Origin of the sequence: Geminocystis herdmanii PCC 6308, assembly GCF_000332235.1 — a bacterium.
Taxonomy (GTDB): Bacteria; Cyanobacteriota; Cyanobacteriia; order Cyanobacteriales; family Cyanobacteriaceae; genus Geminocystis; species Geminocystis herdmanii.
The window spans coordinates 1,520,369-1,546,670 of record NZ_CM001775.1 but is presented as its reverse complement, the minus strand read 5'-3'; the positions used below and the strand labels follow the sequence as shown (position 1 = coordinate 1,546,670).

Genomic DNA, 26,302 nt, shown 5'->3' with positions numbered 1-26,302 from the left:
GTTAGTTCCTCATTGTCTATCTTTGATTGTTGATTGTCAATTATTCTCTTGGAATTATGATAAATTTTATAGAGAGAAAAGTCGTTATTAACTATTCACTATTCACTATTTATTATTATTTATGCCCGTAATTCCTTCTCAATTTCATCTTTTAGATTATACTAAAATTTTAAAAGAATTAATTTTTTTATCTTCTCAAAAAAACGTTAATAACAGTCATCAAAATCCCGATATTATTTCTTTTTCTTTTAATATTGATCCTCTTGATAGTCTGATTTTTTTCTCGGTGATGAAGGAAGAAAATCAACTTTCTTTCTATTGGGAAAATCAACGAAAACAAGAATCGATCGTGGCTATTAGTGCTTTAAAAAGTTTGACGATTAATCATAGTCTAAAAGAAGATGATAATAGGTTTTCTTTATGTCAAAAGTTTATCACCGAAACCCGTCAAAAATTAGCTAATGATCAGGCTTATTTTTTTTCTTACTTTAGTTTTTTTAATTCTTATCATAATCTCTCTCATTCTTTCCCCCTCGCTACAATATTTTTACCTGCTATTCAACTACTAAAAAAAGATAATATTTATACTTTAACAATCAACACTTATAATAACCCAGAAAATATCAATTTAATTAAACAATATATAAATAATAATTTTAGTCAAAAAATAATCTCTAGTTATCAAAATTTTACGGAAGAAAAAAATACTTTACATTATAGTTTAGCAGAAGATCAATATCAATCTTTTATCGATAAAGTGAATCTAGGATTAGAGGCAATTCACACGAAAAAACTCACAAAAATAGTAGTTGCCCATAGTTTAGAAGTAAAAACTAATAAGAATTTTAATATTATTAAATCTTTGAATAATTTAAGAAAAAATTATCCTGATTGTTATGTATTTTCCATCAGCAATCAAAACCAAGAACATTTTATCGGTGCAAGTCCAGAAAGACTACTTTCTATTAAAGATAATACCATAATTAGTGATGCTTTAGCAGGTTCTGCACCCAGAGGAAAAAATGAGGAAGATGATAATTATATCGGCAATAAATTATTAGATAGTGAGAAGGAAAAAAGGGAACATCAAATAGTTAGTGATTTTATTTTTAATCAATTATTAACTATGGGATTAAGTCCGAGAAAATCTACATTAAAATTATTAAAGTTATCTAATATTCAACATTTATGGACTCCTATTAATGCTCAAATAAATACTGATTTAAACCCTTTAGAAATTATTGAAAAATTACATCCAACTCCTGCTGTGGCTGGTATTCCCACAGATATAGCTTGTACAGAAATTCAAGCCTTAGAAAAGTTCGATCGAGCCTTATATTCTGCCCCTATAGGATGGCTAAATAGGCAAGGAAATTGTGAATTTGTGGTGGGGATTCGATCGGCTTTAATTAAAGGTAATTACGCCCGTTTATTTGCGGGTGCTGGAATAGTTGAGGGTTCAAAACCTGAACAAGAATTGATCGAAATTAAGCTGAAATTTCAAGCTCTTTTACAGGCTTTAATATAGGTAGTGAGAGGTTGTTAAAAAAGTATTTTTATAAAGGGAGGAGAGAGGAGTTAGGAGTTAGGAGTTAGGAGTTAGTATTAACAATTACAATAGCTTGAGCAAATCGATTAAATTTTTATTGATTGAATCGTTAGAATATTATAGAAAATAACTATTGAAAATTGAGAAATTAAGAATGACTACCGTAAGCAATCCGTTATTAATCGGGGAAGGATTACCTCCATTTAAAGACATCGAGCCTAATCATATCGTACCAGCGATCGAACAATTATTAACGGAATTAGACATAGAATTAAGGCACTTAGAAGCCGATTTTAAACCCACATGGAAAGGTTTAGTTGTGCCTTTAAATCATATTGAAGAAAGACTGCGCTGGAGTTGGGGAATCATTGGGCATCTCATGGGAGTAAAAAATAGCCCAGAATTGCGTACAGCCTATGAAACAGTACAACCCCAGTTAGTACAATTTAGTAACAAATTAACTCAAAGTAAGACATTATACGAAGGGTTTGTCAAGATTAGGAATAGTGACGAATGGCATAGTTTCGAGTCGGCGCAACAAAGAATTATCGAATCTGCCATCAAAGAAGCTCAATTATCGGGAGTTGCCTTAGAAGGAGAGAAAAAAGAGCGTTTTAACGAAATTTACTTAGAATTAGCTGAATTATCGACTAAATTCTCGAATAATGTCCTTGATTCTACCAAAGCCTTTAAATTACGCCTAACAACTCCCGAAGAAATAGATGGCTTACCCGCCAGTTTACTCAGTTTATCCGCTCAAACTGCCCGAAGTGAGGGAGATGAAGATGCGACTCCCGAAAATGGTCCTTGGGTGATAACCTTAGATTATCCTAGTTTTGGCCCTTTCTTAAAATTTAGTAAGAGAGGGGATTTAAGAGAAAAAATTTATCGAGCTTATGTAACCCGTGCTGGAAGCGGAGAATTTGACAATAATCCCTTAATTATCAAGATTTTGAGCTTAAAACAAGAATTAGCTCACATTTTAGGCTATAAAAATTATGCCCAAGTTAGCCTTGCCAAAAAAATGGCGGATAGTGTGGAAACCGTGGAAAAACTCTTGGAAGAATTGCGAGTTGTCAGTTATACTGCTGCGCAACAAGAGTTAAAAGAGTTAAAAGAATTTGCTCAAGTTGATAACTTAAATCCTTGGGATGTGAGTTATTGGGCAGAAAAACAGAGGGAAACTAAGTTTAATTTCACAGAAGAAGAATTACGCCCTTATTTTCCTTTAAATGAAGTTTTAGAGGGTTTATTTGGTTTAGCAAAACGGATTTTTGGTATTAAAATTACTCCTGCTGATGGAGAAGCGCCTGTTTGGCATGAGGATGTTCGATATTTTCAAGTTGCCGATGAAAATAATGAGGTTATTGCCCATTTTTATCTTGATGCCTATTCGCGCCCTTCGGAAAAAAGAGGTGGCGCGTGGATGGATGACTGTTTAGGTAGGGCAAAATTTGAGGCAAATGGCAAGGTTATCACCCGTCTTCCCGTTGCCTATCTTACCTGTAATCAAACTCCTCCTATTGATGACAAACCTAGTTTGATGACTTTTGGAGAAGTTGAGACTTTATTCCATGAATTTGGTCATGGTTTACAACATATGTTGACTAAAATTGACTATATTGGCGCTTCTGGTATCAATAATGTGGAATGGGATGCGGTGGAGTTGCCTAGTCAGTTTATGGAAAATTGGTGTTTAGAAAAAAATACCCTCTTTGGTATGGCAAAACATTATGAGACGGGGGAAACTTTACCTTATCACTATTACGAAAAATTGTTAGCCTCTAAAAATTACATGAGTGGTTCTGGTATGTTGCGTCAATTATCTTTTAGCCTCCTCGATTTAGAGTTGCATTCCCGTTATAACCCTAATAGTGGTGAAACTCCTCACCAAGTGCGCGATCGAATTGCCAAAACAACTACAGTAATACCACCTTTACCAGAGGATGAGTTTTTGTGTAGTTTTGGACATATTTTTGCTGGAGGTTATTCCGCAGGTTACTACAGTTATAAATGGGCGGAGGTGCTTAGTGCCGATGCTTTTTCTGCTTTTGAAGAAGTAGGTTTAGAAAACGAAAACGCTATTATTGAAGTGGGCAAACGTTTCCGAGACACTATTTTAGCATTAGGAGGAAGTCGATCGCCCATGGAAATTTTCACTCAATTTCGAGGCAGACAACCCGACACGAAACCTTTACTTCAACATAGTGGTTTGTTAACTGCATAAATAATCTAGTCTATCAGAGTCTTTCATTTTAACCTGAGTTCACCTCAGTTCGATGCAAGAATGTCTGATAAGGGCAGGTTTCAGGTGTAATTTTCAGAAGATTATATAATTCGATCAAAGAATTGAACATAAAAAATCAATAAGGATAGATGAGGGCTGACTTGGAAGACAGGCAGACAGGCAGACAGGAAGATTATATTTTTTGTGAATGAATAAAATTCTCTCAAAAGTACATCAAATATTAAGAATTTTTCTCCCTGTCCACTTGTCCACCTGTCCACCTGTCTAGTTTTCATCATTTTCTTTATGGTTCACTGAGGTATTATCCCTGAGTCATGCCCATAATTTCATAACCTGCATCGACATAAATAATTTGTCCTGTAATACCACTGGCTAAATCACTGCACAAAAAGGCGGCGGTGTTGCCCACTTCTATTTGAGTTACTGTACGTTTTAACGGTGCAACGGCTTCTACATGGTGAATCATGTCTAAAATTCCCCCAACGGCTGAAGATGCAAGGGTACGAATAGGACCAGCAGATATAGCGTTGACTCTTACATTTTGACTACCCAATTCTGAGGCAAGATAACGCACACTCATTTCTAAGGCAGATTTAGCAATACCCATAACGTTATAGTTGGGAATAACTTTAACTCCTCCTAAATAACTTAGAGTTAAAACACTACCACCAGAAGCCATTATGGGTTTAGCGGATTGTACTAAACGGGTGAGAGAATAGGCACTAATATCGAGGGCGGTTTTAAAACCATCACGGGAAGTGTTACTAAAATCTCCTGCTAAGTCGTCTTTTTGAGCAAAAGCTAAACAGTGAATTAAAATATCAATATGTCCCCATTTTTCTTTGATTTGAGCAAAGGTTTCATCAATTTGAGCATCATCTTGTACGTTACAGGGTAGAAAAACACTAGGGTTTAAGGGGGCAACTAATTCTCCTACTTTTTTCTCAAATCTTCCTTTTTCATCGGGGAGGTAGGTGACTCCAATATTTGCTCCTGCTTTATGTAGTTGTTGAGCGATACCCCATGCGATCGATTTATTATTAGCAATACCAGTGACAAGGGCATTTTTGTTTGTTAAATCTAACATATTCTTGATTTTTTCTTTAATTTTCTGTAATATCTGACAGTAATTGATTAAACTAATTACGTTATTGATAGTTATCTAGTTTACAATTACTTATCTTCTTATAAAAAGTGTCCTTTGTACGATCGAACCTTAAATATTATTCAGTAACTATCCCCTATGCAATCAGTATCAACTCAAGAGCAACCTTTAGCGTCCGTATTTCGTCAAATTGGTGCAGGAATTTATACTCCTGTGATAGAAAGATTTGAGCGTGGTAAAACGATTTTTTTCCCTGGAGATCCCGCCGAAAGGGTATATTTTTTAATGAAGGGTGCTGTCAAATTGTCACGAGTGTATGAAGCTGGGGAAGAAATTACTGTTGCTTTACTGAGAGAAAATAGTATTTTTGGCGTACTCTCCTTAATTACAGGACAAAAGTCCGATCGATTTTATCATGCGGTGGCTTTCACTCCTGTAGAATTATTATCAGCACCCATTGAGCATTTTCAACGATCGTTAAGAGATAATCCTGAATTATCACGACTGATGTTGCAGGGGCTGTCGTCTCGTATTTTACAAACAGAATTAATGATTGAAACCCTTGCACATCGTGATATGGCTTCCCGTTTGGTTAGTTTCTTGTTGATACTATGTCGAGATTTTGGTATTCCTAGCCTTAATGGTATCACGATCGATCTCAAGTTATCTCATCAAGCCATCGCCGAAGCCATTGGTTCAACACGGGTGACAGTTACAAGATTACTGGGAGAATTAAGACAAGACGGCATGATTTCTATTACCAAGAAAAAAATTACTGTGCATAATCCTGTCGCTTTAAGTCAACAATTCGCCTAATATCCGATAGTAGATATAGATACTGGATAATTCTCAATTTTCAATTATCCATTCTCCATTACTATGGTTGTTTTTGGCGATAATTGTTCAATTCTGCTTTTAAACGAGCAATTTCTGAACGTAACTCGTCTAATAACTCCTGTAGATCGATCGAACTGTCAGCTTCCACAGTAATGGTAGTATTAGGATTAGAAGAACTTTGTTTAGTCGCTTCCGCCCTGTTTTTGACTTCTTGGGCAAATTCCTTTAATCTTTCCCTAGTTTCAGTGTCAAACTTACCAATATCACTGAGAAGATTTGTTAAACTATCCTCAACCTTTTCGGTAAAAACTTCGGCAAAGGCTTTTCCAAAAATAAATGCTTCGTTTAGGGGGTTACTCATTGGTAATATTTCTTAATGATTCTTGAATAAATTATAGCAATCCTCAGCCATTTATGTAAAAAATAATCTTTTAGACTCAGTAACTCATATAATAGACTTCGACCATATTTGGTTTAAGAAGGGTTAAAATCCTTACTACAAACTAATAAAAATGTCATTGCGAGGTAACGAAGCAATCTCTTCAAAAAATGACTATTCTATAAAAAAATAACTATTAATATAAAATAAAATGAAAAATATTAAAGTATTAATTTTAGACATTGACGGTACAATTTCAGGTAAGTCTAATCATGTGAACGATCGAGTTAAAAAAGCCATTAATCAAGTAAAAAATAGGGGCATAAAAGTCGGATTAGCCACAGGAAGAATGTATAGTTCAGCTTTAAGATTTCATGAAGAAATAGAGGCTAACTTACCTATTATTGGCTATAATGGTGCTTGGATACAGAATCCTGAGACTTCAGAAATATTATTACATAAGCCGGTTAATCACAATATCGCTAAAGAAATAATCTCTTATTTTAAGGATAAACAAATAGAACATGATATAGAAATTCATCTTTATTTTGATGATAAATTATATGTAGAAAAAATAACTAAAAATACTGAATATTATGTCGATCGATCTGGAACTCCTGCTAATTTAGTAGAAAATTTTAATAGTCTTTTGCAAGAAAATCCCACAAAAATTTTAGCATCAAGCCTAGATTCTGATTTAATTACTCAAATGTTAACAGAATTAAAAAACATCTATCATGAAGAAGAAGTATTTTTAACTCAGTCTAACCCCATTTATCTGGAAGTCACCGATACTGGGGTGAATAAAGGTATGGCGGTGCAGTATTTAACAGAGAAAATATTAGGATATTCTAGGGCAGAAATTATGACTATTGGTGATAATTTTAATGATTTAACTATGTTAAAATATGCTGGTTTTAGTGTCGCTATGGGAGACGCACCCCAAGAAGTCAAAGATATTACCTCCACTGTCACCCAAGACGTAGAAAATGATGGAGTTGCTCATGTGATCGATCGACTATTAATTGAATGAATGAGGAATTAATCGAGTTGAGAATAAGCTAAGAAGTGTCTTAGCTTAGTAAAAAGGGAAGATAAAAATTATTTAATTTATATAAATGTAATCATTAAAATTTATTTTATGGAAGATGATAATTTTGAATGGGATGACGAAAAAGATAACAAGAATCAGGATAAGCATAGTATCAGTTTTGATGAAGCTAGAGAAATTTTTCTGAGTCCGATTATTGAATATGTAGATAATCGACAAGACTACGGTGAAGTAAGGTATATTGCCACAGGTAAAAACAGAGAAAACTTATTTCTGACGGTGGTTTATACTTTTCGTAATGGTAAGATAAGAATAATCTCAACTAGATTTGCAAATAAAAAAGAGAAAAAAAGATATGAAAACAGTCGGCAAAAAGACAAAAATAATGAGTAAGGAAAGGGCAGATCAACTTCGGGAAAAGTATAAAAATGATGACGACATTGATTATACTGATATACCAGCATTAACCGATGAAATGTTAAAAACTGGTAAGGTAGTTGATTATTCTCATTTATTCAAAAATTAAATATCGATACAATTACTACTCTTTTCGGTATTCTCGATTAACTATAGCTTGTGAGTAAAAAATTAACATTAGGTACAAGACTTTTTCTCTCCCATTTAGCGGTGATGATGGTGGGATTAGGTACGTTTGTTTTTATCGCTAAATTTTCCTCTCCTCAGTTTTTTGTATTTCGTTTGGAACAATTAGAGAAGAAAGGATTTATGACGGTTCGATCGGCTAAAACCTACTTAATAGAAGGGTTTGAGACTGCTTGGAATCGTAGTACATTTTGGTCATTAGTTGTAGGAGCAGGAGCGGCGGGGTATTTAAGCTATTATGTCAGTCAAAAAATTATGCAACCCCTCGACAAGATGAAGGATATAACCCAACATTTTGCGGCAGGGGATTGGTTAGAAAGAATGCCTGATAGTGAAATCCCTGAGTTAAATCAACTCAGTGTGAGTTTTAATCGCATGGCTAGTAGTTTGGAAGATGTGGAAAAACGGCGCCGAGATTTAGTCAGTGACTTAACCCATGAATTGCGCACTCCTTTAACGGTGGTAAGGGGATATTTAGAAGAATTAGCCTCAGGAGATATTGAAGGCACTCCAGAGTTATATTTAAGTTTAGTCGGAGAAACGAGGAGGTTAGAACGTTTAACCAGAGATTTACAGGAATTATCTCAAGCGGAAGCAGGTTATCTCTCTATTGATTTAAAATCCTTTGATATACGTCCTCTTTTAGAGTCTTTAGTGGAGCGATTTTCGGATCAACTTTTGGAGGATGGCCCTATTTTAACTCTTGATTGTCCTTCTACTTTACCTTTTATTATGGGTGATCTCGATCGAACTCAACAAATTTTAGTAAATCTTATCGGTAACGCCATTCGTTATACAGAAACAGGTAGTATAACCTTGAAAACCGAAGTAAAATCACCTTATCTATGGATTTACATCATTGATACGGGGTTAGGCATTGCAGAGGAAGATTTACCCCATGTTTTTGAGAGATTTTGGCGTGCCGATCGATCTCGATCGAGCTATTCTGGAGGTAGTGGTATTGGGTTGGCGATCGTCAAGAAATTAGTAGAATTACAAAACGGACAGATAGAAGTAGAAAGCAAACTCCATGAAGGTACAACATTTCGTTTTAGTATTCCCCTTACCTAAGGATATTGTATATCAAGGTCTTTACATATTTTTTTAACCATTAATTCTTTGATTTCACTATGTCTGGGAATAGCTGTCATATTGCCCATTTTTTTGTTTTCCCAAATAGAGTGACGAGAACCTTCTCTTAATAATTCACAATCATTTTTAGAAAGATAACGGATTAATTCACTTCTTTTGATATTGCCAATAAAACTTCTTCATAGTCATTTGTCATTTCTCTTCTAGCTTGTTGACGACGAAGCTCAATAATATCTGTTACAGCCTCTTTTAAACTAATGAGTAATTCTTCTTTAGCTCTTCGGCGAGTAGTCCTGATCATCGTTTCTTCTATAATACCAATAATGGAGGGTTATTCTTCGATATAGACGGAAATGGTGTTAATCCAGCCGTGAGAATAGCAACACTCAGTACGGCATTAAACATGACTCATACTGATATTCTGGTGATTTAATTTACTCTCAGATATAAATAGGTCAATATAAGACGATAAGATAAGAGGACTATAGGAATTAAATTCTATTTTAGTGATACTTATTATTATTCATTCGCTCTTCCTAATTCCCTATTGATTATGTATGATTGGCTAGGATTATTAATGTTTGCGGGGGCATTATTATTTTTATCCTTTGGCTATCCCGTTGCTTTTTCCCTTGGGGGAGTGGCGCTGATTTTTGCTATTATTGGCTCAATTTTAGGGGTTTTTGATCCTGTTTTTTTTAGTGCCATGCCCTCCCGTATTTTTGGCATTATGTCTAACTATACTCTTTTAGCTATTCCCTATTTTATCTTTTTAGGGTCAATGTTGGAAATTACGGGCATTGCGGAAAAATTGCTGGAAACTATGGGCATTTTATTCGGCAGAATCAGAGGCGGTTTGGCTTTAGCGGTGGTGGTGGTAGGTGCATTATTGGCTGCAACGACGGGAGTTGTGGCGGCGACAGTCGTTGCAATGGGGTTGATTTCTTTACCTATCATGCTTCGCTATGGCTATAACAAACAGTTAGCAACGGGAGTTATCGCCGCTAGTGGCACTTTAGGGCAAATTATACCTCCTAGTGTGGTTTTAGTAGTATTAGCTGATCAATTAGGCGCTCCTGTAGGGGATTTGTTTATCGGCTCACTTATCCCCGGATTGATGATGGCTGGTGCTTTTGCTGTTCATGTGTTGATTGTAGCATGGATTCGCCCTGACACTGCCCCTGCGTTACCTTTGGAAGTTAGAAATATTGGGAGTAAGGCTTTATGGGTTAGGGTTTATCAAGCGATGATTCCCCCTTTGATTCTCATTGCTTTGGTGTTGGGGAGTATCTTTTTTGGAGTCGCAACACCTACGGAAGCAGGTGCGATCGGATCGTTAGGGGCGATGATTTTAGCTTATTTTAATAAACATTTAACGTGGGATGCCCTAAAAAAAGCCTGTGAATCCACCATGAGAATTACATCGATGGTTATGTTTATTTTACTCGGTTCAACGGCATTTAGTTTAGTATTTAGGGGTATTGAGGGCGATCGATTTATGGAAGAATTATTAGTTAATTTACCCGGAGGAAAATGGGGTTTTTTAGCTATTAATATGTTGGTTATTTTTATTTTAGGGTTTTTTATTGATTTTTTTGAAATAGCCTTTATTGTTATACCTATTTTTGCCCCTGTAGCGAAGATTTTAGGCATAGATTTATTATGGTATGGGGTGATTTTAGGGGCTAATTTACAGACATCTTTTTTAACTCCCCCCTTTGGTTTTGCTTTATTTTATTTACGAGGAGTTGCTCCCCCTGAGATAAAAACGATCGATATTTATAAAGGCGTAATTCCTTTTATTTTATTACAGTTATTAGTATTATTATTAATCATTATTTTTCCCCCCTTAGTAACATTTTTACCCTCTTTATCTTTATAATTAAATGATAGAATTTGACCAAGTATTTTACACTTATCCCTGTAGTCAAAAACCAACTATTAATAACCTTTCTTTAGAGTTAAAAGAAGGCAAACGTTACGGCTTAATCGGTAATAATGGCTCAGGTAAAACGACTTTTTTACGATTGGCTAATGGTTTATATCGTCCTAGTCATGGAGTGATTCGCTGTGGTGGTCAACCTTTAAAGTATAATTATCATGGGATCGATCGAAAGTTTTTTAAACAGTGGTATCAACAAGTAGGCTTAGTATTTCAAGACCCAGAACAACAGTTAGTAGCGACTACCGTTGAAGAAGATTTATCCTATGGTTTATGTAATTTAGGAATCCCTGACGCAGAAATTTCTGTGAGAGTAGCTAACACCTTAAAAGATTTTAATTTAGAAGAATTAGCTCATTTTCCCGTTAATTATCTCAGTTTAGGACAAAAAAAACGCCTTGCCATCGCCGATGTGATGATTCTTAAACCTAAGATATTATTATTAGATGAACCTACAGCATACCTCGATCCGAAACAAAGAAAGGAATTAATTAAACACTTACAACAAATCTCGATCGAAGGTACAACTATTTTATTAGCTACTCACGATCTCGATTTTATCTACGGTTGGGCAGACTGGATTTTCGTCATGGATAAGGGTAAAATCGCTCTACAAGGCACACCTGATGAAGTTTTTGGTCAAAAAAAACTACTGGAAGAATTAGACCTTGATATTCCCCTAGAATTAAAATTAACTCAAGGAAAAAAGTAAGTGATTTCTAAAATCTGTTTTTCGAACTACTGAAAGTAGCTATCTTTCAAGCTACTGATTTTTTTTAGAGATAAAAATTAGAACTTACTTAACCATTGTTGTAAATTTTCCACAGAATCCATATCAAATAAATCCTCAGCTAAGGTTTCTAAATCATCAATATTTAGAGCTTTTACTTGAGTTTGTAAATCTTCATTAATTACTCCTAATTTTCTGTGAATTAAACGAATAATTAATTCCTTATCTCGATCGATCCTTTGCTGTAAACCTTCTTGTAAACCTTTTTCTAAACCTCTTTCTTCCGCCATTCTTTCAAAAGGGCTAACTAAGGGCATAACTTTTTCCTCCTCGTATTTAATAACTTTTTGATTCAAACTTTGTTGCAACAATGGCGGTAAAGTCATCATGCTGTCGATAAATTTAAACAGTTTTACTATTTCTAATTTACTGTATTTTTTATCGTATAAACTCCTGATTAGATACCATTTCCATTGTTCTCTTTCTGTTAAATTACTGGTGGTTGCTTTGGTTTTTAAGTGTGCCATTATCATCATGGCAAAAGGGTTTAAATTTATTTCTAATTCTGCCCATTTTTTTTGATAATCTAATAGTTTAATTGTGGGAAAATCTAGCTTTAATTTACATCCTCCTAAATCATAACCATAATTGGATGGTCGCCATTTTTCTTTTTCATCTCCTAGTATAGCAAGACTAATCACTGGTTTCCGATACAAGTCAAAGCTACGATAATGGTAAATAAACATTCGTTGATTGAAGTCTGTGTCATACTGACTTTGGACTTCGATATGAACTAAAATCCACACTTCTTGTTTATCTTTCAAACATACTTGAAACAGTTTATCCACCAATCTTTTACTATCATCGGAATCGGCAGTAATTTTCTGTAATTCTTTATCTAAAGATGTTACTGGTTTTAACCAGTCAATGAGATTATATACTTCTGGAAAAAAGAAGTCGAGAAATCGATCGAAGTAATCTCCGATCGCCTCCTTCCAAGGTTCATCATAATTAGCGTTTATTTCTGTCATTAATTGAATTTATTGTCAAATTTATTCAAGTATTATAACTAAAGAACGATCGAGGTTATAGGGTTCGATCGAGTTTTGGAGAGGGTGCGATCGAGTTTTGGGGAGGTTCGATCGATTATAAATAGGTGTGTAGAATAGTTTAATAGATTATAATTAAATCTAAGTTTATTTTCAGAAACTTTGTTTAAATCAAATGTTACAAACGTCTCCAAAAATTAACCGAACAATTCTTTTATCATTGGGTGAAGATGGATACTATGTAGTTGAAATGTATCAGCTCAATAATTAGTGGTTTGTGAGAAAAAAGAAAAAAGTTCACAATATAGACCATCTGTCATAGAATATAAAATATGATGCAAACAGAATCAGTTAATTTATTGTCAACATCACAATTACTGCAAAGGATTGACCCTCAATTAATTGCCGATGATGATTTGCGTATATCAGTAGAAATGCTACTCAATCTGCTAGAAGAACTTAATCGGAAAGTTAAAAAATTAGAAACAGAAAATCAACTTTTAAAGAACGAGAATAACCGTCTCAAAGGAGAGCAAGGAAAACCAGAGATTAAATCCAAAAACAAAGGGAATAAGAATGAAAACTATTCTTCTGAAAAAGAAAGGAAAATTTCTCAGCACAAATCAAAAAGTAAAAAGAATCAAAACATCAAAATAGATCGAGAAGAAGTATTAGATTACGATGAAGACCAATTACCAAAAGATGCAATCTTTAAAGGTTACGAAGAAGTAATAGTTCAAGATATTAAGTTAGTAACAGATAATATCAAATTTCGGAAGAAAAAATACTACTCACCTAGCACAAAAAAAACCTATTTATCCAAACTACCATCAGGATATGAGGGACAATTTGGACCGGGTATAAAATCTTTAGTTATCAGCTTATATTATGGTGGGAATATGACTCAAAGTAAGGTATCTGAATTTATGTCGAATATAGGTATTTCAATTTCCACAGGTCAAATATCAAATATCTTAATCAAGAATCAGGATGGTTTTTCTGAAGAACAAAGACAAGTGTATTATTCAGGGTTAGCCAGTACTCCATGGCAACATTTTGACCAAACAGGTTCTCGTGTGGGAGGGGAAAATTACACCACCAATGTTATTTGTAACCCACTTTACAGTATTTATTCCACCACACAGAAGAAAGATCGATTAAATGTAATTAAATGTTTGCTTTCTAGTACCTCACTAAATTTTATTTTAAATCCAGAAAGTTATCAATTATTAGATATTTTTGGATTGCCCATCAAATGGAAAAATGCTTTGAGTCAATTACCCCAAGAAACAGTATTAGATGAAGAAAAATTTAATATTCTTCTTGATGAACATTTGAGAGGCTTGGGAAAGTACAACGTAACCGAGTCAAAGAAGCATCAGCCATTGCGTATTATCATCAGCAAAGTGATTGCCCCATAATCAAAACACTGATTTGTGATGATGCTCCACAATTTAAGCTACTAACGGAGGAGTTAAGTTTATGTTGGGTTCATGAAGGACGACATTATAAAAAGTTAAATCCATTAATCGGTTGTCATCAAAAACTACTAGAGCAATTCTTAGATGATTTTTGGAATTATTACAGGAAATTATTAACTTATCGAGAATGTCCAAATGAGGAAATGGCCAGCAAACTAAAATCAGAATTTCGAGAAATATTTAGTTCTCACAGTGGTTATCAAGAATTAGATCAGAGGAAAGAATTAACCAGAGCGAAAAACAAGGAGTTGCTATTGGTATTAGAGCATCCAGAATTACCATTACATAATAATCCCGCCGAGTTAGCGGCGAGAACAATGGTGCAACGGCGTAATATTAGTTATGGCACTCAAACTGAACTTGGTACAAAGGCTTGGGATACTTTTATATCTTTGGTTGATACTACTCGTAAATTGGGAATTAGCTTTTTTGAATATGTGGCTGACCGTATTTCTGAAACTAGAAACATTCCACCTCTAGCAACCATCATTGAAGAAAAATCATCCTTTAATTTTTGGGGTGAATCTTGGCAAGTTTAATCCTGCCTTACCCCTAACTATTGAGTGGATACGTTGAAATTCCTAGTTTACCCGGTTGCATCAGTCAAGGAAAAACTCGTGAAGAAGCTATCTCTAATATACAAGAAGCGATGGAACTTTATATTGAGTCTTTAATTCAAGATGGGGAATTAATCCCTGAAGATCGTTATGAGGTAATCAAAATTTAGCAATGCCTTCATTACCTGTCATTTCTGGGAAAAAATGTGTTAAGGCTTTAGAAAAAATTGATTTTATTGTTGATTCCCAAAAAGGAAGTCATATTATTTTAGGGAGTTTGGGAAGGTTCGATCGAGTTTTGGGAAGGTTCGATCGTGCAGCGCCACTTTTAGTGATGGAGTTTTGAGAGTTTGGGGAGTTCGATCGCACTACTAAAGAACGATCGAGTTTTTTTCATGAAAAATTAGCACCTTACTTAGGGCTTTTGAAATAAGCCTCTAAAACCTCCCGCACGATCGGACCCGCTGTTGAGCCTCCGCCTCCTCCTGAGTGTTCCACAAAAGCCACTACTACAATTTCAGGATTTTCGTAGGGGGCATAAGCTCCAAACCAAGCATGGGATTTTCCCGGAGGGGCTTCGGCAGTGCCACTTTTCCCCGCTACGGCAACACCTGATAAGGCGGCTTTTCCTCCTGTCCCTCTAGTAATGACGGCTCGTAATCCTTCTTTAACGGCTTTGATGGTTTCGGGTTTAATGTTAAGGGATTCTCGTTTACTCATATAAGTAGCTTTATCTTGTTCTAAATGGGGTACGACTCGATAACCACCGTTGGCAGGTACAGCAAACATTACTGCTACTTGTAATGGAGTTGCTAGGGTAAAACCTTGTCCGATCGACATATTAACGGTATCTCCCACTGTCCAATCCCAGTTAAAACGCTTTTGTTTCCATTCATTATCTGCAATTAATCCTGCGCTTTCTTCTTTTAATTCGATGCCGGTAGGGCTACCAAAACCGTATTTTCTTGACCATTCGATGAGTTTTTCTCCCCCGATACCGTTGCCGATTTGTCCAAAAAATGTGTTGCTACTCCACGCCATAGCACTTACAAAACCCATGGGTCCAAAGCCCGATCGATTCCACTCTCCAAAGGCTGTACCTCCTACCCTAAGATAAGCATAGGTAGGTAATATGGTTGATGGTTTATACTTACCAGATTCCATTCCTGCGGTGGCGGTGACGATTTTAAAGGTGGAAGCTGGAGGGAATCCCACAACGGCACGGTTAATGAAAGGGTTGCCTTTTCCTTGTACTTCTTGCCAAATTTGTTCGGTGATGCGTCCTGAAAAGATGTTAGGATCAAAGGCTGGATAACTCACCATGGCTAAAACTCCACCATCACGAGGATCTAAGGCGACTACTGCCCCTTTTCTTTCCCCTAGGGCTTTTTCGGCTACTTTTTGTAATTCTAAATCGATGGTTAAGGTGACATCATTTCCTGCTTTGGCTTCTTTAATGCCCAGTTTTCGTATAACTTTTCCACTACCATCTCTTTCCATGAGGATTCCTCCCCATTCCCCTCGTAATTGGGATTCTAAACCAGCTTCTGCTCCCATTTTACCGATGACATCCCCCATGCGATATCCTTCACTTTGTCTAGCTTTTAATTCATCGCCATTAATTTCTCTGGTGTAACCTAAAACATGAGAACCAATTTTGCCGTGGGGGTAATATCTAACGGTGTCGGTGTCCACTTCGACTTCTGAGAGGATGTTACGATTTTCTTCTATGGCGGTAATTTGTTTTGGGGTTAGGTTACGAGCAATTCTGACTAAGGTGGGAGAATCATAACCTTCTTTTTCTAACAATTCTTGCAATTTGTCTTCTGATATGTTAAGAATATTGCTTAACATCGATCGAATTTCTAACCAGTTTTCCTGTTTTTGTACGGCAGGCCACAAGTAAGCTGAATGAGATAGTTTAGTAGCACTCAAAATACGTCCTTTTCGATCGAACAAATTACCTCTTACAGGGGGTTTAGGAATAATTTTAGTACGGTTACTATCAGCTTTTTGGGAATACTTGTCACCCTCGACTATTTGTAGGTATCCTAGACGAAGACCGATAGCGCCGAATAAAAAAAGACTAATTAAGATCATAATAAAGATAGGTTGATCTTTTTGTCCCACTGTTAACCAAATTTTTTTCGGCTCATTAACTCTAAAAGTGGTTTTTCTTACTGGCTTTTTGACTAAATTTGCTAATCCCATGTAATTATTATTGATTGAGTAATTATTCCTATTATGATCCAAAATAGCTTATCATCTTTACTATTTGAATTAGAATCCCATTGTAATTCTAGTGCCATTGTTACTTTTCTTGACAGTGATGGGGAAGTTTTTGTGGTAGATTTAGAACGCAAAAAACAGAAAGTAATTTATGGTTATCAAAAAGGTGTTAGAGAGCTATTTATGTTACGTTTATCAAAAGGTGTGAAAAATCAAGGCTCGATTATTTTACGATCGTTCACTGATGAAGTAGATGAATATACAAATCTACCTATTAAAGAGTTACGAGGTTATATTTTACAAAAAGAGGACGATCGTATTGAATTTACGAAAATTTCTGCTAAAATGATGTTTGCTTGTCATAATACTGACGCTGAAACAGGAGAGCCTCGATCGTTGGAGCAGTCCGTGCGCTATTGTTAAATAGTAAGAGAATTAATCAGTTTTTATAAACATCTTGACGATGTCTAACTCTAGTGATTTTAATGAATTTCTGACAATCATCAATATATGACGAAAAAAGATAAATTATGGCAGAAAGCAAAAACTAATCCTCAGAATCTTACCTTTGCTGAATTTAAAACTTGATTACAACAATGTGGTTGGCAATTTAGCCGTCAAAAAGGTAGTCATCGTTTGTGGTATTCCCCTCAAAATCAACCCTTACCAATTCAACCTCAAAAAGACGGCAAAGCTAAAGTTTATCAAGTCAAACAATTTTTTAATTATCAAGAGGAAATATAACTATGAGTATCAATAATTATGATTTTGACGGATTCACCATTAATCTTTATGTCGATGAGAATGGTGATTGGTTATGCCATTTTGTGGAAATGCCAAACATCTCTGCTTTTGGAGATACTTCAGAGGAAGCATTAATAGAATTACAAACGGCATGGGAAATGGTAAAAGAAGATTTTATCGCTAAAGGTTTAGAAATTCCCATAGCACCTCGTAAATTAGCTTATAGTTAATGATATGATAAACCGAAATCAAATAGAGGTATTTTAAGCTATCCCAAAGTCTTTATCTACTTCAAATTTTTTATATAGTTAAAATAAGTATATTTTTTAGTATCAAAATTTTTTTTTTATACCCTTTAATTCTTCTCTTCATTTTATCACTCAACTTATTAATTTTTCAGATGTAAGAGTCAATAACTATCATTTTATTACAGATCATGAAATTTTTATAGAGCTTACAAATAAACAATCAGAATCTGTTTGCCCTCATTAACCAAATAATTTAGGATTACAATATTTGCTATTATTATCAATTTTATGGATGAAAATTTATCGACAATTTTAACTAATTTACCCTCTGATGCTGGGGTTTATTTTATGAAGGATAAACAGGGTAATATTCTTTATATTGGTAAAGCTAAAAACTTAAAAAATAGAGTCAAATCTTATTTTAATGCCAGTCAAAAACATAGCAACAGAATTGCTTTAATGGTGCAACAAATTCGAGATATTGAATTTATTGTTACGGATACCGAAGCGGAGGCTTTAGCTTTAGAGGCGAATTTAATTAAACAACATCAGCCTCATTTTAATGTACTTTTAAAAGATGATAAAAAATACCCTTATATTTGTATAACATGGTCTGAAGATTATCCTCGTATTTTTATTACCCGTAAAAGGCGCTTAAATAGTAAGCTCGATCGATATTATGGTCCTTATGTAGATAGTGGTAAACTAAAAGATACCCTTGAGATTATTAAACGCACTTTTCCCCTGAGACAACGATCGAAACCCCTATATAAAAATCGTCCTTGTTTGAACTATGATATGGGAAAATGCCCCGGAGTTTGTCAAAATTTAATTACTTCTGAAGACTATCGAGAAATTATCAATAAAATTGCCTTAATTTTTCAGGGAAGAATTGATGAATTACTGCAACAATTGACAGAAAAAATGGCAAATTGTGCCGAGAATTTAGAGTTTGAAAAAGCGAGTAAATATCGAGATCAAATTCGCAGTTTAACTCAATTATTTACTACTCAAAAAGTAGCTTTACCTGATGATACTATTTCCAGAGATGCGATCGCACTAGCTCAAGACGACAAACATACTTGCATTCAATTATTCCAGATTCGGGCAGGAAAATTAATTAGCAGATTAGGCTTTTTTACTGATAATTTAAGCAATGAAAAAACCTCATTTTCACAGACAAAAAATGAGTCTCAAACTATTAATATTAACGAGAAATATGAACAAGATTTATACAATAATAAGGGAAAAATGTCATTTCGATCGATAGCTAAGGAATCTCAAACTATTAGTGATAAATACCAAGATTCTAGTAATAATAAAAATGATGATAAAGGAGAGATTCTACAAAGAGTTTTAGAAGAACATTATTCTAATATTGACTCCCTAGAAATCCCCTCAGAAATTTTAGTACAATATAACTTACCCCAAGAAGAAATTTTAACTAATTGGTTAAGAGAAAAAAAAGGTAAAAAAGTTACTATTATCACTCCTCAAAAACAGCAAAAAGCAGAGTTAATTTCTATGGTAGAAAGAAACGCACAAATTGAGTTAGAAAGGAGTCAAAAATTTACGCAAACTAATTTACAAGCTATGGAAGATTTAGCGAAAATTTTAGATTTATCTACTCTCCCAAGACGCATCGAAGGTTATGATATATCTCATATACAAGGTTCAAATGCTGTTGCTTCAAGGGTTGTCTTTATCGATGGTTTACCTGCAAAACAACATTATCGCCATTATAAAATACAAAATCCAGACATAAAAATAGGACATTCTGACGATTTTGCTTCCCTTCAAGAAATCATTAAAAGACGCTTTTCTAAAACGGAAGAATACCCAGATTTAGTGATAATTGACGGAGGAAAAGGACAACTTTCTTCGGTATGGGAAGTGTTAGAAGAAATGAATTTATCTTCCAAAATTAACGTTATTAGTTTAGCTAAAAAAAGAGAAGAAATTTTTATCCCTAATCAATCTCAACCTTTATCAACTAATAAGGAGCAAATGGGGGTACAATTATTACGCAGATTGAGAGATGAAGCCCATCGTTTTGCGGTGACTTTCCATCGTCAACAGCGATTAAAAGCTAGTCGTCGATCGATCTTAGATGATATTATCGGCTTAGGATTTGAACGTCAAAAATTGTTATTATCTCACTTTCATTCGATCGATTATATCAGGGAAGCTAGTGTTAAACAACTGCAAGAAGTGTCGGGAATTGGAGATAATTTAGCTCAAAATATTTATGATTATTTTCATCCCAATTTCTAATAATCTTTTGATAACTTAGATGTCTCATTAGTCACAAAACTATCCCAAAAATTTGCCAATTATTTTAATTATGTCAAAAACTCTTATCCATCAATATCGCCGAGACTTAGAAAGCCGTAAAATATACGGCGGTAGCAACAACGAAGGCTCAATTCGTTACGCTTTTGCAACCTTACTTAATGGTTATTGTAAGGGCAAGGATTTTTTATTGGTGGAGGAATTAACAATTAACAGCAGTTTAAATAAACCCATTCGCCTTGATGGTATTGTCAAAGATGCTTTGCGTCTTGATTGGGGATATTGGGAAGCAAAAGACGAAAAAGACTCTTTAGATGCTGAAATTGAAGCAAAATTTAAGAAAGGTTATCCTAACGATAATATTCTTTTTGAAGATACGAAAACCGCCGTCTTAATCCAAAATGGCACGGAATCCCTCCGTATTAACATGGCGGATGATGATGCTTTAGATACTTTACTTAATCAATTTTTAGACTACGAAAGGGCAGAAGTCAAAGATTTTCGTCAGGCTATCAGCAATTTTAGTCAAGATTTACCCACCATAATTGATACTCTCAGAAAATTGATCGATCGTCAAGACCTTCATTCCTCTAATTCTGCGGATTGCCCCCCTTCTCCCAATTCTGGGGGAGAATATCAACAAGTCCCCAAGTTTGGGGATTTAGGGGCAAAAAATGAAAAATTCATTTCAGCAAGGGATAAATTCTTAAAAGTCTGTCAAGAATCCATCAATCCAGACATCACAATAGATGATATTCGAGAGATGATTATTCAGCATATTTTGACAGAGGATATTTTTACCAATATTTTCAGTGATGCCCAATTTCATCAAGAAAATAACATCGCTAAACAATTAAATGAAGTCATCAAAACTTTCTTTAGTGGTAGCGTTAAAAAGAATACTTTTAAGACGATTCAAAGTTATTATAACGCCATTATTCGTACCGCTTCAAGTATCGTTAATCATCAAGAAAAACAAAAGTTTTTGAAAGTAGTTTATGAGAACTTTTATAAAGCCTATAATCCTAAAGAAGCAGACAGATTAGGCATAGTTTATACTCCTAATGAGGTTGTTAAATTTATGGTAGAAAGTACCAATCATTTATTAGAAAAACACTTTGATAAAACATTGGGAGATAAGGACGTAGAAATACTTGATCCTTGTACGGGTACTGGTACTTTTATTACAGAAATATTATACTATTTATTAGCAAGAGATATTGAATATAAATATAGAAATGAGATTCACTGTAATGAGATGTCAATTTTGCCTTATTATATTGCAAATCTCAACATTGAATATACTTATCAGCAGAAAACAGGAGAGTATTTAGAGTTTAATAATATCTGTTTAATGGATACTTTAGATCATAGCAACTTCGGCGGAAAACAGTTTGATTTGTTTGCTATGAGTCAGGAAAATACGGAGAGAATTAAGCGACAAAATGAGAAAAAAATATCCGTAATTATTGGCAATCCTCCCTATAATGCTAATCAACAAAATGAGAATGATAATAATAAAAATCGGGAATATCCTGATATAGATAAACGCATAAAAGAGACTTATGTTAAAGAAAGTAATGCCCAAAAAACAAAGGTTTATGATATGTATTCTCGTTTTTATCGATGGGCAAGTGATAGGTTAAATAATGAGGGAATTATTGCTTTTATTACTAATTCATCTTTCATTGATGCTAGAACATTCGATGGTTTTCGTAAAGTTGTTAGGGATGATTTTGACTATATTTATATCATCGATTTAGGGGGAGATGTGAGAAAAAATCCGAAATTATCGGGTACAACTCATAATGTTTTTGGTATTCAAACAGGGGTTGCTATTATATTTTTAGTGAAAGAAAAAGAGAACAAATCATCTTGTAAAATATTTTATACTAGAAGACCAGAATTAGAAATAGCTTACGATAAATTAAAGTTTTTAAATACTAATAAGTTAGAACAAATTGTTTTTCAAACTATTAATCCCGATAAAAATAATAATTGGATTAATTTAGCTGATGATAATGATTTCGATCGATTAATTCCAGTAGCTAATAAAGAGACAAAGTTAACTAAAAAACCTGATGAAGAAAATGCAATTTTTAAATTATATTCTAATGGCGTTGTGACGGCTAGAGATGAATGGGTAATAGATGAAAATGAGAAAAATTTAGTTGACAAAATTAAGTATTTTATTAAAACTTATAACTCTTTAAAAGAATTAAATAATAGAGAAAATAAATTAGATTATAGTATCAAATGGAGTGCTACTTTAAAAAATAATTTATCAAATTTAACTAAGTTAATTTTTGACAATAACTTAATAATAAAGTTTTATTATCGCCCTTTTGTTAGTAAATTTTATTATGCAGAAAAAATATTATCTGATAGATTAACCTCTAATCATTATGAACTATTTTGTAAAAATTTAACTCAGGATAATCGATTAATAACCTTTTCGGGTACAAGTTCATCTAAATTATTTTCGGTGTTAGTTACAAAACAAATATTTTGTTTAGATATTCTTGAAAAAACTCAATGTTTGTCATTATATCGCTATGAAAATAGAGAGAGAATTGATAATATAACAGATTATGCCCTAACAAAATTCAGAGAATACTATCATAACGTAAAACGGGCTTCTAGCCCGTCGGAGGATAACAGGCAGGATGCCTGTTTTACGGATAAAGAGAATCAAGAGATAAAACATAAGATTGAAAAAGAGGATATTTTTTATTATGTTTATGGGGTTTTACATAACCCAGAATATCGGGAAAAATATGAGTTAAATTTAAAGAGAGAGTTTCCGAGAATACCCTTTTATGATGATTTTTGGCAATGGGCGCATTGGGGTAAAAAATTGATGGATTTACACCTTAATTATGAAACTATTAAACCTTATAATTTAATCAGAATTGATTTATCTTTAAAAAATGCTGAAGCAACAATAAAAGTTAAATTAAAAGCTGATAAAGTTAACCATAAAATTATTATTGATGAGGTAACAACCTTAACAGAAATTCCGCCTTTAGCATGGGAATATAAATTAGGAAATCGTAGTGCTTTAGAGTGGATTTTAGATCAATATAAAGAGAAAAAACCGAAGGATAAAACCATAGCAGAAAAGTTCAATAATTACTATTTTGCTGATTATAAAGAGCAAGTAATAGATTTATTAATGAGAGTAACAACTGTAAGTATAGAGACAATGAAAATTATCAAACAGATGAGTAATTCCTGATAGTTTTATCCCATAATAACCCGTTTAAGGAAACCAAATTCTTACAAAAAATCAATTCAAAATTCGATCGAGTTTAAGAAATATGCTATATATTTAATTATTGATAAATTCCACTTAATCGTTATGGTAAAACCATGGAAAAATTAAGCTAAATGACGATAAACTTGAATGGGGATTCCCGTACGTTTTCTTACGTCTAATAAAGAGGTAAATTGTCCTTTTTTTGTTCTCTCCAACACAATTTTTTTTGCATCTTCTTCCCTGATATTATAAATCATTAATTCTTCGATCGTTAAACTATTTAATCTTCGCCAAGAAACATCTGCTTCTTTCCTTAAATCATAACCAAAAATCATTAAAGGCTCGATGCGTCTCAAAATATTTTCTGGTATTCCAGCTACTTCCGATAAATCATCAATATCCATAAACATATAACCTTCATTTCTTAAAGATTCAATGTCATTAGCATGAATAATTGATAAGCCTAATTGATACACAATATCATCTTTAGAACAATTATTTATATCAATTTGTCCTCGATATTCTGCCATTAATTGAGCAATTTTAACGGAAGGAATTAATACCCCTTTTGGGGCAGTTTTTATCAAATAAGTTTGTTTAATTTGAAAAGCAATAATAATTTGTGCTAACCAAAATAAATATACTGATGATGGTAATAAAGAGGAAAATAGAAGACAAACAAATGTTAATCCTCCCCCTAAGAATAACCATGAATTTGTTTTACTTTTCCATCCTGCATAAACTAAAGAAACACCACCAAAAATAGGCAAAAAAGACCACCATAACCAAGGAGGATTTTTATTAAACCAGTCTTTATGATAAGCCATAATACTTTATTTTTTTTGACTAAATTTTATATGGAATCTAAAAATTTTCTTCTTTTTTCTTCGTATTCTTCCGCAGTTATGATACCTTGATCATAAAGTTTTTTAAGTTCAGATAAAGTTTTCATACTCTCTGTTTTAGGTGGTAAATATGCTGGATTAAATGATGTACCGCCTAAATTATATTGAGCATTAAAAGTTTGATCTGACATTAATAATAACCCAATAAAATCAAAAATTGATAATAATGCAGGGATAAAAGTCCATGAAAATAATAGATATAAAACTCCTGCAAAATTATTACCTAAATAAAATTTATGGATACCTATATAACCAAGAAAAAAGGTTAAAAGAATAGCGACATTTTTATTTTTCATCTTAATTATTTATCTTTCAATTTACTTAATAAAAGGTTAGTTACTAATTTTGTAAATATTTTTTACTTTTTTTGATTTTTCTTAACTTCATCATGGTAAAATAAACAATGACGATCGAACTCTGAATTTCTAAAATCAAGAGATAATTTTTCAGAAAATAATTAAGTTCTAAAAAGGAATTGAGACAAAATATAGATAACCCCAATAGTAGAAATATCCCTAACTCCCACGAATAACCTTGAGATAATTTCCATCGAGTTCTTTTTTTTGCTAAAATTTTCATACATTGACAAAATTTTGATCTTGATTTTTTTATTGTACCTAAGAAATTTCTAATTTGTTTATTTTATTAATAATTATGACTAAAATTTTATTGTTTGGGAGTCTTGGACAAGTTGGCACAGAATTAACTTATACTTTACCAAATATTGGACAATTAATTAAGCTCGATCGAACTCTCGTTGATTTAACTAATGATGATAAAATTAGGCAAACTATCCACGAAATAAAACCAAATATTATTGTCAATGCTTCTGCTTATACGGCGGTAGATAAAGCCGAATCTCAACCTGATTTAGCTTACCAAATAAACTCGATCGTGCCTAAAATAATCGCCGAAGAAAGTAATAAAATTAAAGCAAAATTTATTCATATTTCCACTGATTATGTTTTTGATGGTAAAGCAAATACTCCCTATTTAGAAACAGATTTAACTAATCCTTTAGGTATTTACGGTAAAAGTAAATTATTAGGAGAAGCAAATATAAAAAATAATAGCGATAATTATATCATTCTAAGAACTGCTTGGGTTTATGGTATTTATGGGAAAGGAAATTTTTTGAAAACTATGATAAGATTAGGGAAAGAAAGAGAACAAATAAAAGTAGTAATAGATCAAGTTGGTTGCCCTACCTATGGGGAAGATATAGCTTTAGTTATTAATAAGTTAATTACTCAATTTTATGATGAAAAAAATAGTCAAAAAGTTTATCATTTTACTAATTTAGGTGTATGCAGTTGGTATGATTTTGCAATAAATATTTTTAAATATGCTCAAAAATTAGACTATAATTTAAAAGTAAAAGAGATATTACCTATTAACACTTCTGAATATCCTACCCCAGCAAAACGTCCAGCTTATTCTGTTTTAAGTACAAAAAAAATTAGTCAAGATTTAGATTTTATTCCTAGTTATTGGCAAGATTCTTTAGCTAAATATTTCCATAAAACTATTAATGATAATGAAGATTAGTTACTCAAATTTTAAAATCCAATCTTCTTCTATGGGCTCGTAACCTATATCAATTTCTTCTTTCATAATTATATCCCTTAGGGTATCAAAAACTTCTATGCCACTAGGTCGAACTGCTACTATAATATATTCTTTATCTTTATTTTGTTTAATTTCTTTGATAAACTTAGCTAGTTTAGAATTAGGTTTATTCATCTCATTTTTAGAAACAAATTCTTGACTAGGATAGATAACAATTCCATCTTCTTTACATTCAATATAACGAGGTTGTTTTTTCTGATTAAATCCCCCTTCACTTTTGGCAATAATTGTTACTTCTGGATTGTCATTTAATGTTTCTGTACTAACCACAATAATTAGTAAAATTAAACTACCAATAGTACAAGCTAATACTGATAAAAATGGGAATAATTCTAATTCTACTTTATTCGATTTCGATCGTCTTCTCATATTT

28 protein-coding genes and 1 pseudogene are annotated in these 26,302 nt (G+C 33.3%); 19 read left to right on the top strand and 10 right to left on the bottom strand.

The genetic code is table 11. The annotated features are described in order from the left end of the window. Window positions 1–121 precede the first annotated feature (121 nt). The gene (locus tag SYN6308_RS07865; RefSeq protein WP_017293893.1) at window positions 122–1,528 is read left to right on the top strand and encodes an isochorismate synthase; all 1,407 of its coding nucleotides are present in this window, start codon (window positions 122–124) and stop codon (window positions 1,526–1,528) included. 175 nt (window positions 1,529–1,703) lie between these two features. Next, window positions 1,704–3,776 (top strand): M3 family metallopeptidase, encoded by a 2,073-nt coding sequence (locus SYN6308_RS07860; protein WP_017293892.1) that lies wholly within the window; start codon window positions 1,704–1,706, stop codon window positions 3,774–3,776. Window positions 3,777–4,098: 322 nt separating this feature from the next. Here SYN6308_RS07860 and fabI read toward each other — a convergent pair whose 3' ends face one another. After that, window positions 4,099–4,884 (bottom strand): enoyl-ACP reductase FabI, encoded by a 786-nt coding sequence (gene fabI / locus SYN6308_RS07855; protein ID WP_017293891.1) that lies wholly within the window; start codon window positions 4,882–4,884, stop codon window positions 4,099–4,101. Window positions 4,885–5,040: 156 nt separating this feature from the next. Between fabI and ntcA the strand changes: the two genes are divergently transcribed. Then, window positions 5,041–5,718, top strand: coding sequence for a global nitrogen regulator NtcA (gene ntcA / locus SYN6308_RS07850; RefSeq protein WP_017293890.1), 678 nt, complete (start codon window positions 5,041–5,043; stop codon window positions 5,716–5,718). Between the two features lie 61 nt (window positions 5,719–5,779). On the opposite strand, the gene SYN6308_RS07845 is transcribed toward ntcA, so the two are convergent. Next, window positions 5,780–6,100 carry a DUF6825 family protein gene (locus SYN6308_RS07845; protein WP_017293889.1) on the bottom strand — a complete coding sequence of 107 codons (321 nt, stop codon included), beginning with the start codon at window positions 6,098–6,100 and terminating at the stop codon, window positions 5,780–5,782. 229 nt (window positions 6,101–6,329) lie between these two features. Here SYN6308_RS07845 and SYN6308_RS07840 point away from each other — a divergent pair, with 229 nt between their 5' ends. The 4 genes from SYN6308_RS07840 to SYN6308_RS07825 all read left to right on the top strand — a co-directional run bounded on the left by SYN6308_RS07840 (window position 6,330) and on the right by SYN6308_RS07825 (window position 8,843). Further along, entirely contained in the window at window positions 6,330–7,151 is an 822-nt protein-coding gene (locus SYN6308_RS07840; protein WP_017293888.1) for a Cof-type HAD-IIB family hydrolase, read from the top strand. A 108-nt stretch (window positions 7,152–7,259) separates the two neighbouring features. Then, window positions 7,260–7,562, top strand: a complete 303-nt coding sequence (locus SYN6308_RS07835; protein ID WP_017293887.1) for a BrnT family toxin — start codon at window positions 7,260–7,262, stop codon at window positions 7,560–7,562. Then, complete coding sequence (locus SYN6308_RS24855) at window positions 7,555–7,695, top strand: hypothetical protein (RefSeq protein ID WP_017293886.1); 141 nt, start codon at window positions 7,555–7,557, stop codon at window positions 7,693–7,695. The genes SYN6308_RS07835 and SYN6308_RS24855 overlap by 8 nt, the downstream gene beginning before the upstream one ends. A gap of 104 nt (window positions 7,696–7,799) precedes the next feature. Next, window positions 7,800–8,843, top strand: coding sequence for a sensor histidine kinase (locus SYN6308_RS07825; protein WP_052312631.1), 1,044 nt, complete (start codon window positions 7,800–7,802; stop codon window positions 8,841–8,843). Here the strand turns inward: SYN6308_RS07825 and SYN6308_RS07820 are convergent. After that, window positions 8,840–9,007 carry a type II toxin-antitoxin system HicA family toxin gene (locus SYN6308_RS07820; protein ID WP_237741297.1) on the bottom strand — a complete coding sequence of 56 codons (168 nt, stop codon included), beginning with the start codon at window positions 9,005–9,007 and terminating at the stop codon, window positions 8,840–8,842. The genes SYN6308_RS07825 and SYN6308_RS07820 overlap by 4 nt on opposite strands. Beyond that, complete coding sequence (locus SYN6308_RS24850) at window positions 9,007–9,165, bottom strand: hypothetical protein (protein WP_017293883.1); 159 nt, start codon at window positions 9,163–9,165, stop codon at window positions 9,007–9,009. The genes SYN6308_RS07820 and SYN6308_RS24850 overlap by 1 nt, the downstream gene beginning before the upstream one ends. Window positions 9,166–9,417: 252 nt before the next feature. On the opposite strand from SYN6308_RS24850, the gene SYN6308_RS07810 reads away from it, so the two are divergent. Together SYN6308_RS07810 and SYN6308_RS07805 are read left to right on the top strand one after the other, a co-directional pair. Then, window positions 9,418–10,746 carry a TRAP transporter large permease gene (locus tag SYN6308_RS07810; RefSeq protein WP_017293882.1) on the top strand — a complete coding sequence of 443 codons (1,329 nt, stop codon included), beginning with the start codon at window positions 9,418–9,420 and terminating at the stop codon, window positions 10,744–10,746. A gap of 4 nt (window positions 10,747–10,750) precedes the next feature. Further along, window positions 10,751–11,518: an energy-coupling factor ABC transporter ATP-binding protein gene (locus SYN6308_RS07805; RefSeq protein ID WP_017293881.1), complete on the top strand. Its 768-nt coding sequence runs from the start codon at window positions 10,751–10,753 to the stop codon at window positions 11,516–11,518. Window positions 11,519–11,595: 77 nt separating this feature from the next. On the opposite strand, the gene SYN6308_RS07800 is transcribed toward SYN6308_RS07805, so the two are convergent. Continuing rightward, window positions 11,596–12,567: a DUF4351 domain-containing protein gene (locus tag SYN6308_RS07800; protein WP_017293880.1), complete on the bottom strand. Its 972-nt coding sequence runs from the start codon at window positions 12,565–12,567 to the stop codon at window positions 11,596–11,598. A 350-nt stretch (window positions 12,568–12,917) separates the two neighbouring features. Here SYN6308_RS07800 and SYN6308_RS25270 point away from each other — a divergent pair, with 350 nt between their 5' ends. The 4 genes from SYN6308_RS25270 to SYN6308_RS24845 are packed head-to-tail and all read left to right on the top strand — an operon-like array spanning window position 12,918 to window position 14,969. Beyond that, window positions 12,918–14,006: a hypothetical protein gene (locus tag SYN6308_RS25270; protein ID WP_202803878.1), complete on the top strand. Its 1,089-nt coding sequence runs from the start codon at window positions 12,918–12,920 to the stop codon at window positions 14,004–14,006. Next, entirely contained in the window at window positions 13,970–14,605 is a 636-nt protein-coding gene (locus SYN6308_RS25265) for an IS66 family transposase (protein WP_306301637.1), read from the top strand. Before SYN6308_RS25270 ends, SYN6308_RS25265 begins: the two co-directional genes overlap by 37 nt. Window positions 14,606–14,625: 20 nt before the next feature. Next, window positions 14,626–14,793: a type II toxin-antitoxin system HicB family antitoxin gene (locus tag SYN6308_RS23825; protein WP_017293879.1), complete on the top strand. Its 168-nt coding sequence runs from the start codon at window positions 14,626–14,628 to the stop codon at window positions 14,791–14,793. Between the two features lie 2 nt (window positions 14,794–14,795). Continuing rightward, window positions 14,796–14,969, top strand: a complete 174-nt coding sequence (locus tag SYN6308_RS24845; protein WP_017293878.1) for a type II toxin-antitoxin system HicA family toxin — start codon at window positions 14,796–14,798, stop codon at window positions 14,967–14,969. Between the two features lie 65 nt (window positions 14,970–15,034). On the opposite strand, the gene mrdA is transcribed toward SYN6308_RS24845, so the two are convergent. Continuing rightward, entirely contained in the window at window positions 15,035–16,834 is a 1,800-nt protein-coding gene (gene mrdA, locus SYN6308_RS07770; RefSeq protein ID WP_017293877.1) for a penicillin-binding protein 2, read from the bottom strand. Window positions 16,835–16,867: 33 nt separating this feature from the next. Between mrdA and SYN6308_RS07765 the strand changes: the two genes are divergently transcribed. The 5 genes and pseudogenes from SYN6308_RS07765 (at window position 16,868) to SYN6308_RS07745 (ending at window position 23,374) form a co-directional block, all read left to right on the top strand. Beyond that, on the top strand, window positions 16,868–17,275 hold the full coding sequence (locus SYN6308_RS07765) for a hypothetical protein (protein ID WP_017293876.1): 408 nt from the start codon (window positions 16,868–16,870) through the stop codon (window positions 17,273–17,275). Between the two features lie 177 nt (window positions 17,276–17,452). After that, window positions 17,453–17,596, top strand: a pseudogene (locus SYN6308_RS25465) (type II toxin-antitoxin system HicA family toxin); the annotation flags it as partial. A gap of 2 nt (window positions 17,597–17,598) precedes the next feature. Further along, a complete protein-coding gene (locus SYN6308_RS07755; protein WP_017293874.1) occupies window positions 17,599–17,826 on the top strand; it encodes a type II toxin-antitoxin system HicB family antitoxin in 228 nt (75 codons plus the stop codon). A 306-nt stretch (window positions 17,827–18,132) separates the two neighbouring features. Continuing rightward, window positions 18,133–20,118 (top strand): excinuclease ABC subunit UvrC, encoded by a 1,986-nt coding sequence (gene uvrC / locus SYN6308_RS07750; RefSeq protein WP_017293873.1) that lies wholly within the window; start codon window positions 18,133–18,135, stop codon window positions 20,116–20,118. Between the two features lie 70 nt (window positions 20,119–20,188). Continuing rightward, a complete protein-coding gene (locus SYN6308_RS07745) occupies window positions 20,189–23,374 on the top strand; it encodes a type ISP restriction/modification enzyme (protein ID WP_017293872.1) in 3,186 nt (1,061 codons plus the stop codon). Between the two features lie 143 nt (window positions 23,375–23,517). Here the strand turns inward: SYN6308_RS07745 and SYN6308_RS07740 are convergent, their stop codons facing one another. From SYN6308_RS07740 to SYN6308_RS07730, 3 genes are read right to left on the bottom strand one after another with little or no spacing between them, the layout of a single operon-like run. Next, window positions 23,518–24,222, bottom strand: a complete 705-nt coding sequence (locus tag SYN6308_RS07740) for a helix-hairpin-helix domain-containing protein (protein ID WP_017293871.1) — start codon at window positions 24,220–24,222, stop codon at window positions 23,518–23,520. A gap of 26 nt (window positions 24,223–24,248) precedes the next feature. Continuing rightward, window positions 24,249–24,596 carry an NINE protein gene (locus SYN6308_RS07735; protein ID WP_017293870.1) on the bottom strand — a complete coding sequence of 116 codons (348 nt, stop codon included), beginning with the start codon at window positions 24,594–24,596 and terminating at the stop codon, window positions 24,249–24,251. A gap of 43 nt (window positions 24,597–24,639) precedes the next feature. Further along, window positions 24,640–24,879: a hypothetical protein gene (locus SYN6308_RS07730; RefSeq protein ID WP_017293869.1), complete on the bottom strand. Its 240-nt coding sequence runs from the start codon at window positions 24,877–24,879 to the stop codon at window positions 24,640–24,642. Between the two features lie 75 nt (window positions 24,880–24,954). Here SYN6308_RS07730 and rfbD point away from each other — a divergent pair, with 75 nt between their 5' ends. Next, a complete protein-coding gene (gene rfbD, locus SYN6308_RS07725) occupies window positions 24,955–25,848 on the top strand; it encodes a dTDP-4-dehydrorhamnose reductase (RefSeq protein WP_017293868.1) in 894 nt (297 codons plus the stop codon). Here rfbD and SYN6308_RS07720 read toward each other — a convergent pair whose 3' ends face one another. After that, the gene (locus SYN6308_RS07720; protein ID WP_017293867.1) at window positions 25,849–26,298 is read right to left on the bottom strand and encodes a hypothetical protein; all 450 of its coding nucleotides are present in this window, start codon (window positions 26,296–26,298) and stop codon (window positions 25,849–25,851) included. Between the last annotated feature and the right edge of the window lie 4 nt (window positions 26,299–26,302).

Bases quoted from the DNA above. Each gene is read 5' to 3' on its own strand.
- SYN6308_RS07740 (WP_017293871.1), bottom strand. From the start codon at position 24,222: ATGGCTTATCATAAAGACTGGTTTAATAAAAATCCTCCTTGGTTATGG.
- SYN6308_RS07840 (WP_017293888.1), top strand. From the start codon at position 6,330: ATGAAAAATATTAAAGTATTAATTTTAGACATTGACGGTACAATTTCA.
- SYN6308_RS07845 (WP_017293889.1), bottom strand. From the start codon at position 6,100: ATGAGTAACCCCCTAAACGAAGCATTTATTTTTGGAAAAGCCTTTGCC.
- SYN6308_RS07720 (WP_017293867.1), bottom strand. From the start codon at position 26,298: ATGAGAAGACGATCGAAATCGAATAAAGTAGAATTAGAATTATTCCCA.
- SYN6308_RS07735 (WP_017293870.1), bottom strand. From the start codon at position 24,596: ATGAAAAATAAAAATGTCGCTATTCTTTTAACCTTTTTTCTTGGTTAT.
- SYN6308_RS24855 (WP_017293886.1), top strand. From the start codon at position 7,555: ATGAGTAAGGAAAGGGCAGATCAACTTCGGGAAAAGTATAAAAATGAT.
- SYN6308_RS07810 (WP_017293882.1), top strand. From the start codon at position 9,418: ATGTATGATTGGCTAGGATTATTAATGTTTGCGGGGGCATTATTATTT.
- SYN6308_RS07805 (WP_017293881.1), top strand. From the start codon at position 10,751: ATGATAGAATTTGACCAAGTATTTTACACTTATCCCTGTAGTCAAAAA.
- SYN6308_RS24845 (WP_017293878.1), top strand. From the start codon at position 14,796: ATGCCTTCATTACCTGTCATTTCTGGGAAAAAATGTGTTAAGGCTTTA.
- SYN6308_RS07765 (WP_017293876.1), top strand. From the start codon at position 16,868: ATGATCCAAAATAGCTTATCATCTTTACTATTTGAATTAGAATCCCAT.
- uvrC (WP_017293873.1), top strand. From the start codon at position 18,133: ATGGATGAAAATTTATCGACAATTTTAACTAATTTACCCTCTGATGCT.
- SYN6308_RS07835 (WP_017293887.1), top strand. From the start codon at position 7,260: ATGGAAGATGATAATTTTGAATGGGATGACGAAAAAGATAACAAGAAT.
- rfbD (WP_017293868.1), top strand. From the start codon at position 24,955: ATGACTAAAATTTTATTGTTTGGGAGTCTTGGACAAGTTGGCACAGAA.
- SYN6308_RS07800 (WP_017293880.1), bottom strand. From the start codon at position 12,567: ATGACAGAAATAAACGCTAATTATGATGAACCTTGGAAGGAGGCGATC.
- SYN6308_RS07825 (WP_052312631.1), top strand. From the start codon at position 7,800: ATGATGGTGGGATTAGGTACGTTTGTTTTTATCGCTAAATTTTCCTCT.
- SYN6308_RS07860 (WP_017293892.1), top strand. From the start codon at position 1,704: ATGACTACCGTAAGCAATCCGTTATTAATCGGGGAAGGATTACCTCCA.
- SYN6308_RS25270 (WP_202803878.1), top strand. From the start codon at position 12,918: ATGATGCAAACAGAATCAGTTAATTTATTGTCAACATCACAATTACTG.
- ntcA (WP_017293890.1), top strand. From the start codon at position 5,041: ATGCAATCAGTATCAACTCAAGAGCAACCTTTAGCGTCCGTATTTCGT.
- fabI (WP_017293891.1), bottom strand. From the start codon at position 4,884: ATGTTAGATTTAACAAACAAAAATGCCCTTGTCACTGGTATTGCTAAT.
- SYN6308_RS07755 (WP_017293874.1), top strand. From the start codon at position 17,599: ATGAGTATCAATAATTATGATTTTGACGGATTCACCATTAATCTTTAT.
- SYN6308_RS07730 (WP_017293869.1), bottom strand. From the start codon at position 24,879: ATGAAAATTTTAGCAAAAAAAAGAACTCGATGGAAATTATCTCAAGGT.
- mrdA (WP_017293877.1), bottom strand. From the start codon at position 16,834: ATGGGATTAGCAAATTTAGTCAAAAAGCCAGTAAGAAAAACCACTTTT.
- SYN6308_RS07865 (WP_017293893.1), top strand. From the start codon at position 122: ATGCCCGTAATTCCTTCTCAATTTCATCTTTTAGATTATACTAAAATT.
- SYN6308_RS07745 (WP_017293872.1), top strand. From the start codon at position 20,189: ATGTCAAAAACTCTTATCCATCAATATCGCCGAGACTTAGAAAGCCGT.
- SYN6308_RS24850 (WP_017293883.1), bottom strand. From the start codon at position 9,165: ATGATCAGGACTACTCGCCGAAGAGCTAAAGAAGAATTACTCATTAGT.